This is a genomic window from Sphingomonas sp. Leaf17, assembly GCF_001421505.1.
GTDB lineage: Bacteria > Pseudomonadota > Alphaproteobacteria > Sphingomonadales > Sphingomonadaceae > Sphingomonas.
Window position 1 is genome coordinate 160,626 of the sequence record NZ_LMKL01000007.1, and the last position, 13,504, is coordinate 174,129.

At 67.6% G+C, this 13,504-nt stretch carries 15 protein-coding genes and 2 riboswitches; of the genes, 4 read left to right on the forward strand and 11 right to left on the reverse strand.

Going from position 1 to position 13,504, the window contains the following annotated elements:
* Positions 1–15: 15 nt before the first annotated feature.
* The 8 genes from ASE75_RS15775 to ASE75_RS11760 are packed head-to-tail and all read right to left on the reverse strand — an operon-like array spanning position 16 to position 7,606.
* A complete protein-coding gene (locus ASE75_RS15775) occupies positions 16–402 on the reverse strand; it encodes a hypothetical protein (RefSeq protein ID WP_055933725.1) in 387 nt (128 codons plus the stop codon).
* A gap of 53 nt (positions 403–455) precedes the next feature.
* The gene (locus ASE75_RS11730) at positions 456–1,454 is read right to left on the reverse strand and encodes a type II secretion system F family protein (protein WP_055933727.1); all 999 of its coding nucleotides are present in this window, start codon (positions 1,452–1,454) and stop codon (positions 456–458) included.
* A gap of 16 nt (positions 1,455–1,470) precedes the next feature.
* Positions 1,471–2,442: a type II secretion system F family protein gene (locus ASE75_RS11735; protein ID WP_055933730.1), complete on the reverse strand. Its 972-nt coding sequence runs from the start codon at positions 2,440–2,442 to the stop codon at positions 1,471–1,473.
* Between the two features lie 39 nt (positions 2,443–2,481).
* Positions 2,482–3,771, reverse strand: coding sequence for an AAA family ATPase (locus ASE75_RS11740; protein WP_055933733.1), 1,290 nt, complete (start codon positions 3,769–3,771; stop codon positions 2,482–2,484).
* Positions 3,771–4,430 (reverse strand): CpaD family pilus assembly protein, encoded by a 660-nt coding sequence (locus tag ASE75_RS11745; RefSeq protein ID WP_200922356.1) that lies wholly within the window; start codon positions 4,428–4,430, stop codon positions 3,771–3,773. The genes ASE75_RS11740 and ASE75_RS11745 overlap by 1 nt, the downstream gene beginning before the upstream one ends.
* A gap of 34 nt (positions 4,431–4,464) precedes the next feature.
* A complete protein-coding gene (locus tag ASE75_RS11750) occupies positions 4,465–6,021 on the reverse strand; it encodes a type II and III secretion system protein family protein (protein WP_055933735.1) in 1,557 nt (518 codons plus the stop codon).
* Between the two features lies 1 nt (position 6,022).
* Positions 6,023–7,087 (reverse strand): Flp pilus assembly protein CpaB, encoded by a 1,065-nt coding sequence (gene cpaB, locus ASE75_RS11755; RefSeq protein ID WP_055933737.1) that lies wholly within the window; start codon positions 7,085–7,087, stop codon positions 6,023–6,025.
* 48 nt (positions 7,088–7,135) lie between these two features.
* The gene (locus ASE75_RS11760) at positions 7,136–7,606 is read right to left on the reverse strand and encodes an A24 family peptidase (RefSeq protein ID WP_055933739.1); all 471 of its coding nucleotides are present in this window, start codon (positions 7,604–7,606) and stop codon (positions 7,136–7,138) included.
* 50 nt (positions 7,607–7,656) lie between these two features.
* Here ASE75_RS11760 and ASE75_RS11765 point away from each other — a divergent pair, with 50 nt between their 5' ends.
* The 3 genes from ASE75_RS11765 to ASE75_RS11775 are packed head-to-tail and all read left to right on the forward strand — an operon-like array spanning position 7,657 to position 9,896.
* On the forward strand, positions 7,657–8,613 hold the full coding sequence (locus ASE75_RS11765; protein ID WP_055933742.1) for an alpha/beta fold hydrolase: 957 nt from the start codon (positions 7,657–7,659) through the stop codon (positions 8,611–8,613).
* Positions 8,610–9,695 carry an NAD(P)/FAD-dependent oxidoreductase gene (locus ASE75_RS11770; RefSeq protein WP_055933744.1) on the forward strand — a complete coding sequence of 362 codons (1,086 nt, stop codon included), beginning with the start codon at positions 8,610–8,612 and terminating at the stop codon, positions 9,693–9,695. The genes ASE75_RS11765 and ASE75_RS11770 overlap by 4 nt, the downstream gene beginning before the upstream one ends.
* A 21-nt stretch (positions 9,696–9,716) precedes the next feature.
* Positions 9,717–9,896 carry a YegP family protein gene (locus tag ASE75_RS11775; protein ID WP_055933747.1) on the forward strand — a complete coding sequence of 60 codons (180 nt, stop codon included), beginning with the start codon at positions 9,717–9,719 and terminating at the stop codon, positions 9,894–9,896.
* A 134-nt stretch (positions 9,897–10,030) separates the two neighbouring features.
* Here the strand turns inward: ASE75_RS11775 and rnhA are convergent, their stop codons facing one another.
* From rnhA to ispH, 3 genes are read right to left on the reverse strand one after another with little or no spacing between them, the layout of a single operon-like run.
* Positions 10,031–10,471, reverse strand: a complete 441-nt coding sequence (gene rnhA, locus ASE75_RS11780) for a ribonuclease HI (RefSeq protein ID WP_443025339.1) — start codon at positions 10,469–10,471, stop codon at positions 10,031–10,033.
* An 8-nt stretch (positions 10,472–10,479) separates the two neighbouring features.
* Positions 10,480–11,430, reverse strand: a complete 951-nt coding sequence (gene thrB / locus ASE75_RS11785) for a homoserine kinase (RefSeq protein ID WP_055933751.1) — start codon at positions 11,428–11,430, stop codon at positions 10,480–10,482.
* Entirely contained in the window at positions 11,430–12,386 is a 957-nt protein-coding gene (gene ispH / locus ASE75_RS11790; protein ID WP_082463950.1) for a 4-hydroxy-3-methylbut-2-enyl diphosphate reductase, read from the reverse strand. Before ispH ends, thrB begins: the two co-directional genes overlap by 1 nt.
* Positions 12,387–12,559: 173 nt before the next feature.
* Here ispH and ASE75_RS11795 point away from each other — a divergent pair, with 173 nt between their 5' ends.
* The gene (locus tag ASE75_RS11795) at positions 12,560–13,159 is read left to right on the forward strand and encodes a hypothetical protein (protein ID WP_055933755.1); all 600 of its coding nucleotides are present in this window, start codon (positions 12,560–12,562) and stop codon (positions 13,157–13,159) included.
* 140 nt (positions 13,160–13,299) lie between these two features.
* Positions 13,300–13,387: riboswitch (glycine riboswitch) on the forward strand.
* Positions 13,388–13,500, forward strand: a riboswitch (glycine riboswitch).
* Positions 13,501–13,504: the final 4 nt, after the last annotated feature.

The window sequence follows — 13,504 nt, forward strand, 5'->3', positions numbered from 1 at the left end:
GGGGATCCACCGGCGTCAGGCGCGGCGTGTGCTGCCAAAGTCGAACCAGCCGGGGCGTGTGCCGTCAGTGGTGGTCCGGTCGCGGTCATACGCCGCGCGGTTGCGGCGCGTGCCGACGGTGTCGGTCGTGGCCGGCGCGGCGGCGACGGGTGCCGGTGCAACGCTCGCTTCCCTGGCTTCCTTGGCCAGCCGGGCGTTGTCCTTTTCGAGTTCGGCGATCCGGCGGTTGGCGTCGGCCACACGCGCGTCGGCATCCTTCTTCACCCCGGCATGGGCGTCACGCTCGGACGCATAGCGCTGCTTCCATTTCTTGCCGCCCGGATGGCTGGCCAAACCGAAAATCCAGCCGGCCACCAAAGTCAGCGCCAGTGCCACGAATTGCGTGGTGGTCGTGAATAGCATCGTCGATCCCTCCTGTTACGCAAGGACAACGATCACGGGCGCTTACGGTTGCCTCAGATCCCGCCGTTGATGAACGCGTCGGAGATCGAGCACGCCGCCGGTCCCAGGATGACGACGAACAGGGTCGGCAGGATGAACAGGATCAGCGGCACGGTCATGATCGCCGGCAGACGCGCGGCCTTTTCCTCGGCGCGCATCATGCGTTCGTTGCGGAACTCGTTCGACAGCACGCGCAGCGCGGATGCCAGCGGGGTGCCGTATTTCTCGGTCTGGATCATCGTCGTCACGACGCCCTTCACCGCGTCCAGATGGACCCGCATCGCCAGATTCTCGAACGCGGTGCGGCGCTCGGTCAGGAACCCCAGTTCGATCGCGGTGAGCGTGAACTCGTCGCCAAGCTCGGGATAGCCGCGACCCAGCTCGCGGGCGACCCGGTTGAACGCGGCATCGACGGTCAGCCCGGCCTCGGCGCAGATGACCAGCAGGTCGAGCGCATCGGGCAGCCCTTTGCGGATCGCATCACTGCGTTTCTTGATCTTGTTCTGCAGGAACAGGTCGGGCGCTTTGTACGACAGGATAAACGTGACCGCGACCATCCCGTACCGCTTCAGCGGGGTCCAGGTGGCAAACCCGTCGGTGCCGTACACCCAGTACAGCATCGCCCCGCCGATCACGATCGGCAGGACCAGCCGGCCGAAGATGACCGCGACGGCCCAGTCCTTCGACCGGATCCCCGCCTGCATCAGCTTGATCTGCGCGACCTTCAGCTGTTCGTCCTGCAACACCTTCATGGATTGCAGGATCGAGCGCATCCGGTCGGTGGTGTCGCTGCGCTGGACCAGCTTGGCGCGGCGCTTGGTCGAGGCGGTGATGCCCGCCTTCAATTGCTCGCGCCGGTCGTTCAGCGCCTTGACCCGCTTGGTCATCGGATCGCGCACGGTCATCGCCGCATAGATCGCCAGCACGACCGCAAAGGCGGCCAGGCCCGACAGGATGGTCGCGACCATCAATACATCGACCCCAAGGATCGTCGGTCCGCCCGTCTCGCCCATGTCCGTGCCGTCCCCGTCAGATCTCGAAGTTAATCATCTTGGCCATGATGAAAGCGCCGATGCCCATCCACAGCATGCCGCCCATGCCCGCCACCATCAGCCGCTGATCGTGGAAGAACCCCTGCATGTAGGTGCCGTTGATCATCCAGATCATGCCGAACACGATGAACGGCAGCGACCCGATGATGTAGGCCGATGCCTTGGATTCGGACGACATCGCCTTGATCTTCAGCTTCATCTGGCCGCGCATCCGCAGCACGTTGGCCAGGTTGGCCAGCGTTTCCGCCAGGTTGCCGCCGGTCTCGCGCTGGATGGCGATGGTGATGACGAAGAACTGGAACTCCGGCGTGCCGAGCCGGTCTGCGGTTTCCTGAAGCGCGGCGTCCATCGTCCGGCCGATCTTCATCTTGTCGTTGACCGACTTGAATTCCTCGCCGACCGGCCCGTTCACTTCCGTGGCGACCACGCCGATCGTCTCGGTGATCGGCAGGCCGGAGCGAAGACCCCGGACCAGCAGCTCGATCGCGTCCGGAAACTTGGCGGTGAACTGGGCGACGCGCCGCTTGATGAAGAAGCCGACGACCATGTGCGGGATGCCCAGCCCCAGCAGCAGGCCCATGAACAGGGCAAGGAAGATCGGCGCGCCCTTCAGCCAGAGCAGGGCCAGCAGGACGACGAAGATGATCGCACAGGCCGAACCATATTGGCCGACCGTCCAGGTCTTGCCGGTCATCGCCAGCCGTTTGGCGAGCAGTGCCGGGTTGGGCAGGATGCGGCCGACCGCCGTATCCATCTTCGTGGCGCGGGCCGAGGTGATGCGGCGCAGGTGCGCGTCCAGCGGGCTGGCGACGGTCGCGTGGCGCAGGCGCATCTCGGCGATCCGCCGCGACTGCGCGCGCGCGGGCGACGGGCCGGCAAAGGCAAAGGCGATCAGGCCCAGCACCACCAGGGCGCCGGCCGACACGATCATGATCGGCAACAGGTCCATGGCCGCGCTATCGCCCCTTCACGTCTGGCGGGATCCGGGTCATTTGCCGGTCTTCGCCTTCTTTTGCATGATCGCGCGCAGGCCACCGAAACGGCCTATCAGCGACGTGCCCTTGCGCGGGTTCGCCTTGCCGACGGCACCGCTGTCGACGTCGGCGGCCATCCCGGCGATCAGGCCCGCCAGATCGACGAGCGGCGCGATCGTTTTCGACGCCTTGCCTGCCTCGGCGATCGGCTTGCCCAGCTTGGCGGCCTGCGCGGCGAGTTTCTGGTCGAACGGCATGAGCAGGTCGACCTTGCGCTCGATCGACGATTCGAAATCCTTGCGCGAGATTTCGAGCTGCGCGGCCGGATGCACCTTGTTGGCCAGGATGTGGACCTGAACATGGGGTGCGTTCGACTTCAGCCACGACAGGATGCGGATCGTGTCGCGCGCCGACGCCAGCGTCAGTTCGGTGGCGATCACCGCGACCTGCACGTCGGTCACCAGTTGCGGATACTGGACCAGCATCGGCCGCGGCAGGTCGATGACGGTACATTCGAACGTCGCCCGCATTTCCTCCTGCAGATGGACGAAGGCGGTGCCGTCGGTCTGGACCGGCGAATTGATCGGCGCTTCGGCGGACAGGACCGCCAGCTTGTCCGACGCGCGGACCATCGCGCGTTCGATGAACAGCCCGTCGATGCGGCTGGGGTTCTCGATGGCGTCGGTCAGCCCGCGGCCCGGCTCCAGGTCGAGCGCGAGCGCACCCGTCCCGAAATGGACGTCGAGATCGAGGAGGGCGGTGGTGCGCGCCTCCTTGTCGGACAGCAGCCAGGCGAGCGAGGTGGCGACCGTCGACGCGCCGACGCCGCCGCGCGTGCCGATCACCGCGACCGAGCAATGCGGCGTCCCGGTCGAGGATTCGACGACCTTGGGCGCGTTGAGCAGGGCGTGCGCGTGGCTGAAGGCATCGCGCACCATGTCCGGCGACAGCGGCTTCAGCAGATAGTCCTGGATGCCGCTAGCCACGAGGTCGCGGTACAGCCGGACGTCGTTCACCTGACCGCAGGCGATGACGACCGTGCCCGGCTCGCACACCTCGGCCAGCGCGTTGATGTCGTTCAGCGGATCGCCGGATTCGGCGAGGTCGACGAACAGGATTTGCGGGCTGGCGCTGACCGACAGGGACTGGACCGCGTTGCGCAGGCCGCCCTTGTGGACATTGTCCGGTGTCCAACCGAGTTCGGCGACGATCGGACGCAGCACCTCGGCAGTATTCTCGTCGCAGGCATAGGCCATGAACGGGGTGCGGGTGCCGATGCTACCGGCTTTCCAGGGTGCGTTCATCACTTGCCTCCCGCGCTTTCGGCCTTCAGGCCGCCGGCACCGCTTGGTGCCGCCTTGCGAAAAATGTCGATCGCCTTGGTCGACGCGGCGGGATCGAAGGTCTCGGTGCCGGTCCGGCCGCGCACCAGATCCTCGGGATTGGCGATCATAGCGGCGAGGTTGCTGTTGATCGCACAGCCGTGATTGGACGAGGTGTTCGATTCGAACTCGTTCGACGTATCGCGGCTCCAGTCGGGGCAGCCTGGCACGTCGGCACGCATCCGGCTGACGATCACGCGGACCGTGCCCGGCGCGACCGGCGTCCCGCTGATCGCCGGGGTGGCCGACAGCAGCAGGCCGCGCGCGCCGGCGATCCGCGCCACGTCGCCGCGGACGCCGGACCTGGCATCCGGGGTGCCGTCACTCACCGGATCGTCGATCGTGATCCGGTCGCCATAGCGGACCTTGACCGCGTCGAACCAGCCGGACAGGCGGGCGGCTTCACCCGGGGCCAGCGTGTCGCCCGCGGTCGCGACGTCGAACGTGAAGTCGGCGCGGCTGACGACCGGCTGGTGGACCGATTCCAGCCCCCGGTTTTCGGTGCCCATGCAGCCGCCAAGCAGCAACGCCGGCACGAGCAGGGCGGCAAGGCGTGATCGCGACAGGGGTGTGCGGGTCATGGAGCGAATATCCTGAAACATCGGGACCGGGCCTTCAGTTCGAGAAACCGGGCGCGGGCGCGCCCTTCTTGGGCTGGGACAGCGGGCGCGGGTTGCGATTACGCGTATCGGCACGGGGAACTGCGCCGACGCTCGCGGCGGCCCCGACCGTCGGATCATACGGGGCCACCGGCGGCCCCATCGTCGGCACCGGACGGGGCGCGCCGGTCCGCCCGCTCTCGTTCTGACCCAGCAGCACGCGGCCAAGGTCGGTGGGGGCGCGATAGCCGTCGATCGGCGTGGCGATGTCGGCGACGTTGTTCACCGGCTTCACCAGATACGGCGTGACGATGATGACCAGTTCGGTTTCGCTGCGCTTGAAGCTGTTCGACCGGAACAACGCGCCCAGGATCGGCAGGTCGCCGAGGCCGGGGGCCTTGTCGGTCGAATTGTCGTGGCTGTTCGACAGCAGTCCGCCGATCATGAAGCTCTGGCCGGAGCCAAGCTCGATCGTCGTTTCCGCCCGCCGCGTGGTCAGTGCCGGGATTGTCGTGCCGTTGAGCTGGACCGCACCGGCGGACGACAGCGACGACACCTCGGGCTTCACGCGCAGCGAGATGCGTCCGTCGCTGAGCACGGTCGGCGTATAGGCCAGGCTGACGCCATATTGCTTGTACTCAACCGACACCGCGCCAAGTCCCTGGCTGATCGGGATCGGGATTTCGCCGCCCGCCAGGAAGGTCGCGGTTTCGCCCGACAGCGCCGTCAGGTTCGGGTTCGCCAGTGTGGACACCTGTCCGATCGTCTCGCCCAGGTCGATCGCGCCGAGCAGGTCGAGGCCAAGCAGCTTGCCTGCGCCGAACAGCGAGGTTCCGGCCGCTTTCGTCACCAGCGTGGCGGCGGCCGAACCCGTGCTGCCGACGCCAAGCGCGCCACCCGGCGTATATTGGGTGAAGATGTTGCGCCCCTGACCGACGCCGAACTTGAAGCCGCTGGTGCTGTCGGCCGACGTCAGGTTGACGCCGATATTCTTGACGAAGCTGCGGCTGACCTCGACGATCCGCACCTGCAGGTTGACCTGCAGCGGCGTGGCCGTGCGCAGGCGGCTGAGCACCTTGGTCTGGTCGCCGACGAACGCCTGCACCAGCCGTTCGGCCTCGGCCGCGTCCTCGGGCTGGGCCACGGTGCCGGTCAGGAGGACGAGGCCGTTCATCGGCGTGGCGACGACCTGCGCCTCCGGCATGGCCAGCCCCAGCATCTGCTGGATCGAATTGATGTTGTTGCCGACCCGAACGGTCGAGGCATAGACGACGCTGCCGCCCCGACCGGTGGCCGAGATCGTCGTCTCGCCGGTCTTCTTGCCGAAGATGTAGAGCAGCGTCGGCGAGCGCACCTGGACGTCGGCGATCGTCTCGTCCGCCACGAACAGGTCGCTCATCGGCGAGGACAGCGTCACCAGCCGGCCGCGGCCGGTGTTGACCTGAACCACGTCCGGCATCCCGGTGCCGGCTCGCTGGGCGATCGCGGGGATGCTGGAGCCGGTGGCCGCCAGCGTGGCGACCGCGAGCGCCGCGACCAGTGCGATGCGCGAGGGGTGTAGCGTCATAGCCATGTCAATTCTTCCCTCCGACCGGAACCACGGTCACGCTGTTGCCGCGTGCGACCCGTACGACCGGTCCGGTCGCCACCACCACGCTGGGCGCACTCTGTCCGCCGCCGCCCATCATCATCGGCGCGGGCGCGGACATGCCGCCGCCCGACACGAAGCCGCCGCCGCCGTTTGCCCCCTTGCCGGGGATGGTGCGACGCTGGAACCGCGATACGTCGGCCCCGGTTGCGAAGCTGGGGCTGCCCGAGGAGGGCTGGCTGGCCAGCTGGACCAGCATCGCCTTTTCCGCGCGCGGATCGCCGCCCGCCGGTACCTTGACCGCGCCGGACGCGATCGCATCCTCAAGCTCGGAGGCGTTGTCGGCGATCGAGCGCAGCGACAGCGAGATTGCGCCAACGGTCTGTGCGACCGCGATCTGCTCGGCGATCTTGGGCGTCGCCTCGACCGTCACGGTCGAAAAGGTCCTGACCTGCGTCTTGCCGTCTTCGCCGACCGTATTGTCGGTGCGCTGGTCGGTGGCGAGCACGCGCACGTTGCGCATGATCGTCTCCGACACGCGCAGCGGCGGACCGTCGCCGCCGCCGGCCACCGACTGGGTCAGGACCAGGTCGATCCGGTCGCCGGGAAACACGAAGCCCGCGACCGAGGTCTGGGCGGATACCGGGAACGTCACGGCGCGCATGCCCGGCCCAAGCGCCGCGGCCAGGAAGCCACGATCGCCGGGCTTCACCAGCGCGCCCTGCGTCATCGGCTGGCCGGCGGTGATCGCGTTGCGGACGACGGTGCCCTGCAACGATTTCAGGTCGGTCTTTTCCTTCAGGAAGTACGCGCCGTCGACCAGTTCCTTGGGCCAGGGCTGAAACTTCAGCGCGGTCGGGTCGAGGATGGTGCCGACCGGCAGGGCGCGCGTCGCGACCAGCACTTCGGGGCCGTCGATGACCGGCGGGGCCATGACGACCGCGCCGGCCTGCGGCGTGGCGCTGCCCGCGATCAGCGTGCGCGCGAAGAACGCGGTGATCGCCGCGACGACGAGCGCCCCCACCAGCAACATGATCTTGCGACTATCCATGACTCGTCGTGCCTTTCGGGCGGTGTCCGGTTGTTCCGGCGTTAATCATCACGCAAATGGGTTAAGAATCGGTTCGCCGAGGCAGCACAGCCCCGCGATCGCGATCGCCACGCCGTACGGAACCTCGATGTCCCTGCGTTTCGACAGGTGCTTGTCGACCAGCATCAGCGCGGTGATGACCCCGCCGGCGATTGACATGACCATCAGGACGAGGACGAACCGGTCGAGCGGAAACCACAGCGCCAGCGCCGCGATCAGCTTCACGTCGCCGCCGCCCATCATCCCGAACCGGTAGGCAAGCGCGAACAGGGCCAGCGCCACGATCCCCAGCGCGACCTGCGCGGCCATGCCCGGCCAGGGCGACAGCCCTTGCTGCCACCACCACAAGGGCGCGAGCAGCGCTATGCCGCCGCTCTGCCAATGCGCGATCTCCCGGTGACGGATATCCTCCACCCCTGCCAGTACCAGCAGAAGCCCCAGCGCCAGCGGCAGCGCAAATCCGGTTAATTCCCACCCCATGGGTCTTATGCGTAGACGGACCGGGTTTCGAAATCGTAACGACGATCGCAATGCAGCATCCGCGTCAGCATCAGCATCCCGGCGACTTTCGCCGCCGGATCCCGGACGATGCCCGAATCGGCCATTGGGCGGCGCCCGATGGCTGGGTGCTGCGCCGGTTCGACTGGCCGGTCGCGACCCCGCGCGGACACCTGCTGTTCCAGGGTGGGCGCGGCGACACGTTCGAGAAGTATCTGGAAACCTTCGCGCATCTGCACGCGCGCGGGTGGAGCGTGACGTCGTTCGACTGGCGCGGGCAGGGCGGGTCCGGCCGCCTGTCGGACAATCCGCGCGTCGGCCATGCCGACGACTTCGGCGTGTTCGTCGACGATCTGGCGGCGTTCTGGCGCGACTGGTCGATCGGGCGGGAGGGGCCACGCATCGTGCTGGGGCACTCGATGGGTGGTTTCCTGATCCTGCGCGCGTTGCTCGACGGCGCGATCGACCCGGCCGCCGCCATCCTCGTCGCGCCGATGCTCGGCCTGAAATCGCCGGTCGGGGCGGTGTGGGGCGGGAAGATCGCGCGGTTCATGGCGCGGATCGGTCGTCCGGAGCGTGCGGCGTGGGGTGGCAACGAACGGCCTGCGTCGATCGCGACGCGGCAGAACCTGCTGACCCACGACAAGACGCGCTACGCCGACGAGCAATGGTGGTACACGCAGAAGCCGGAGATCCGCCTTGGTCCGCCAAGCTGGGCGTGGGTCGCGGAAAGTTTTGCGGCGACGGCGGCGCTGGCGGAGGATCCGCGCATCGCGACGATGACGACACCGCTGCTGATGCTGGTCGCCGATGCCGATGGGCTGGTCGACGCCCACACTGCGATCCGTATCGCCCGGCAACTGCCCGACGCGGCGCTGGTCCGCTTCAAATCGGGTACGGCGCACGAGATCTTGCGTGAAACCGACGCCGTACGCGACCGCGCGCTGATCGTCATCGACGGGTTTCTCAAGTCGCGGGCGCGCGCATGACGGTCGATATCGCCATCATCGGTGCCGGAATTGCCGGAGCCAGCGTCGCTGCGGCGATCGGCGACGCCGCCAGCGTCGTCCTGATCGAGGCCGAGTCGCAGCCGGGCTATCATTCGACCGGGCGGTCGGCCGCATTCTGGTCGGAAACCTATGGCGGGCCGGGAATCCAGCCGTTGACCACCGCGTCCGGCCCGGCGCTGCGCGATGGCGGGTTCCTCGATTCGCTGGGCGCATTGCATATCGGCCGGGCGGAGGATGCGGCGGCGATCGAGTCGTTCCTGGCGGATTTCGCCGGCAGCGGCGTGACGCTGGAGCGGGTCGATCCGGCTGGTCTGGTGCCGGGTCTGCGGCCCGACTGGACGCTCGGCGTGATGGAGCCGAGCTGCGCCTATATCGACGTGGGCGGGCTCCACGCGCATCTGCTGGCGGCGGCGCGGCGGGCCGGCGCGGTGGTGATGACCGACGCCGGTCTTGCCGGCGCGGTGTTCGCCGATGGCCGCTGGACCATCGACACGGGCCGCGAGCCGATACAGGCGCTGATGCTGGTCAACGCGGCCGGCGCCTGGGCCGACACGGTGGCGGCCCGCGCCGGTGTCGCGCCGATCGGCATCCGCGCCTATCGCCGCACCGTCGCGCAGATCCGCACCGATCCCGGCGCGCCGGCGGGGATGCCGCACGTCGCCGACATCGCCGGCCGATTCTATTTCAAACCCGAACCCGGCGGCCGGCTATGGCTCAGCCCGCATGACGAAACGGCGACCGACCCGTGCGATGCCGCCCCGGAGGAATTGGACGTCGCGATCGCCATCGACCGGTTCGAGGGCGTCGTCGACTGGCGCGTGGATGCGGTCGAACGCCGCTGGGCCGGCCTGCGCAGTTTCGCACCCGATCGCCTGCCGGTGTTCGGCTTCGATACGCGCGTGCCGGGGTTCTTCTGGTGCGCGGGGCAGGGCGGCTTCGGCATCCAGACCGCGCCGGCGGCAGGTGCGCTCTGCGCCGCGCTGATCCTTGGCGGGCCGGTCCCGGACGGGCTTGATCCAAGCCTCTATGCGCCGGGCCGTTTCGGGCCTAGCCTGCGCTGATCCGTCGCAAGGAGCTGAGCCATGGCGCACAAGTTCGTGATCGAGCAGAACAAGAAGGGCGAGTATGTCGCCAAGTTCAAATACAACAGCGAACTGATGTTCTGGACCGAGGGCTATAGCAGCCGCGCCGGTGCCGTGAACGCGATCGAATCGATCAAGAAGAACGGACCCGGTGCTGAAATCGAGACACCGTCGGAATAGCTATCGGCGCGTAATGACATCAGCGTGATCCGTCGTTGCGAATGTAGCAAAGCAATCCAAAGCGTCTTGCCTGTGGCTCTGGATTGCTTTGCTACATTCGCAACGACGGGTGGATCAACGTGATGTCGTCATGCTCAACCCCGCGCCGCGACCATCGCCGCCGCGCTGGCCAGCCGGTCGCAACGTTCGTTGTCCGGGTGGCCGGCGTGACCCTTGACCCAGACCCATTTGATCGTGTGCGGCTTGGCGGCGGCGAGCAGCGCCTGCCAGAGTTCGGCGTTCTTGACCGGCTGGCGCGCGGCGGTTTTCCACCCGTTCTTCTGCCAGCCGATGATCCACTTGGTCAGGCCGTCCATCACATAGCGGCTGTCGGTCGACAGCGTGACCTTGCAGGGCCGCGTCAGCGCCTCCAGCGCCTTGATCGCCGCCATCAGTTCCATGCGGTTGTTGGTCGTCTGCGCCTCGCCACCGGACAGTTCCTTCTCGGTCGTGCCCGCACGGATCAGCGCGCCCCAGCCGCCGGGGCCGGGATTGCCCTTGCACGCGCCATCGGTGGCGATTTCAACGGCGGTCATGTCGGACGTCATGCGAACAGGTCTGCACTTTCATAGGTGTCGAGCCGGCGGAGATAAGCCAGCGGGTCCTTCCGCGTCACCAGCGCATCGGCCGGCGTGTTGAGCCAGTCCCACGCCCGCGTCAGCAGGAAGCGGATGCACGCGCCCCTCGCCAGCACCGGCAGGGCGGCGCGTTCGGCATCGGACAATCCGAACCGGCTGGCATAGCCCTCCAGCAGCGCGGCGCCGACGTCCGCGTCGTACCGCTCGCCCCGACCGTCGAAGCACCACGCGCTGTGCATCACCGCCAGATCATAGGCGCGGACGTCGGTGCAGGCGAAATAGAAGTCGATCAGCCCGGTCACCCGGTCGCCGAGCATCAGCACGTTGTCGGGGAACAGGTCGGCATGGACGACGCTGGTCGGCAGGTCGCGCGGCCAGGCCAGCAGCACCGCGTCGAGCGCCGCCGAAACGCGATCGTACAATCCGGGCTGGATCGCATCCAGATCGCGCCCGCACCGCTCCAGCAGGGGCCGCCAATCATCCGGTCCCAGCGTGTTCGGGCGCATTTCGTCGAACGTTGCCAGGCTCGCGTGCATCGCGCCCATGGCGGCCCCGGCGGCCAGCGCCTGTCCGCGCGTCGGCGTGGTCACTGACACGCCGGTCAGGAATTCGATCAGGCAGGCGGGCCGCCCCTCCAGCATGTGGATCACCCGGCCATCGCGATCGGGCAGGAAGCGCGGTACCGGGTTGCCGTCGGCCGCCAGATGGTCGAGCAACCCCATGAAGAACGGCAGGTCGCCCGCATCGACGCGCTTTTCGTACAGCGTCAGGATGAACCGCCCGGTCGTGGTGTCGACCAGATAGTTGCTGTTCTCCACCCCTTCCGCGATGCCCTTGGCCGACACCAGCTCGCCGTGGTCGAAGCCCGCCAGGAAGCGCGCCAGCGATTCCGCCGGCACCTGCGTATAGACGGCCATCAGGCGACGGCTTCGAGGCCGCGCGGCAGCTTGAAGGTGACGGTTTCGGCGGTCGTCTCGACCTCGCGCTCGGTGACCGCATAGCGTTCGCCCAGCTTGGCGACGAGTTCGCGGACCAGCAGTTCGGGCGCGGAAGCGCCGGCGGTGATTCCCAGTGTGCCGACACCGTCAAGGAACGCCCAGTCGAGGTCGGCGGCGCGCTGGATCAGCCGGGCCGAAATCCCCTCGCGCTCGGCCACTTCGACCAGCCGGACCGAGTTGGACGAATTGGGCGCGCCGATCACCAGCATCGCGTCGCACGACGCGGCGATCGCCTTGACCGCCGCCTGCCGGTTCGACGTGGCATAGCAGATGTCCTCGCCGCGCGGCGGCTGCATCATCGGGTATTTGTCCTGGAGCGCGGCGACGATGTCGGCGGTGTCGTCGACCGACAGCGTTGTCTGCGTTAGGAACGCGACGTTGGTCGGATCCGGCACGGTCAGCCGCGCGACGTCCTCGACCGTTTCGACAAGCGTCATCGTACCCTCCGCCACCTGACCGAAGGTGCCGACGACCTCCGGGTGGCCGGCATGGCCGATGAACACGATGTGGCGACCGGCCATGACCAGCCGTTCGGCCTGCCGGTGGACCTTGGACACCAGCGGGCAGGTGGCGTCAAGATAGTCGAGGCCACGGCTTTCGGCGTTGGCCGGCACCGATTTGGGCACGCCGTGCGCGGAAAACACGACAGGCGCGCCGTCCGGCACCTCGTCCAGTTCCTCGACGAACACCGCGCCCTTGGCCTTCAGGCTGTCGACCACGAACTTGTTGTGGACGATCTCGTGCCGGACGAACACCGGTGCCCCGTGCTTCTCGATCGCCAGTTCGACGATGCGGATGGCGCGGTCGACACCGGCGCAAAAGCCCCGTGGGGCGGCGATCAACAGCTCTAATGCCGGTTTTTCGGGTGCGGTCATGATGGTCAGGGCCTCTACGCGATTGCTTGCGCGTGCGAAAGGCGGTTCCTATGCTATCGCCGATCCGGGGCCGATGCAGATCCGATACGCATCGTGCCCTTTTTCGTGTGTTCAAAGAAGGTGCGCGCCCCGTGAAAGTATCGAATATCGCCGCTCCGCTCGCTGTCGCCGTCATGCTGGCGGGCTGCTCCAGCAAGGGCGAGCTTGATGCGACCGGTGGCGTGTCCGCGGTGCGCTCGGCCTGTCCGGTGGTGGGCGTGCCCGCCGAAACCGGCGATATCACGCTGTTCGATCCCGTCACCAGCCGCGATGCGTCCGCGCTGGACGTGACCGCGTTGATGACCAACGTGCGCTCGACCTGCAACGACAGCGGCGAACAGATCGCGACGACGGTCACCTTCGACGTCCGAGCCCGCCGCGTTCGCGCCGACGCCGCCCGCGACGTCGTTCTCCCGTATTTCATCACCGTCGTGCGTGGCGGCAGCGCGGTCGTCGCCAAGCGGATTGGCCGCGTGACCGTCCATTTCGACGCCGGTGAGACGCGGGCCGAGGCCAAGGGTGCCGCGACCAGCTATGTCGCCCGCGCCGCCGCCACGCTGCCCGCCGACGTGCGCGAACAGCTGACCCGCCGCCGCAAGGCCGGCGATACCGATGCGGCGGTCGATCCGCTGACCCAGCCGGCCGTGCGCCAGGCCGTGCTGCGCGCCAGTTTCGAGGCGCTGGTCGGGTTCCAGCTGACCAGCGACCAGTTGCAGTACAACGTCACGCGGTAGGGTCAGGCAATCGGTTGTATCGGATATTCTTCCACCCACGACCGATTGACAGGGTCGACGGGCGCCGCCAAACGTCGGCGCGTCGATGTCGGGCTGCGGTCCCAGCAAAGCGTTGCTTTGCTGTGTTCCCATGACCGGCATGGACCCACGCGGGAGAGGCCCTTGAATGGGCCGCCGAAGGAGCAACCGCCCCGGCAATCTCTCAGGCAAACGGACCGCGTGGGGCCGCTTCGACACTCTGGAAAGCGTGGCTTCCTGTGGCGGCCACCACCGAAGGGGTAAGCGGATCTGCACAAGCGCAGTCCGCGAAAGCTCTCAGGTACCGTGACAGAGGGGGTGCCGAAC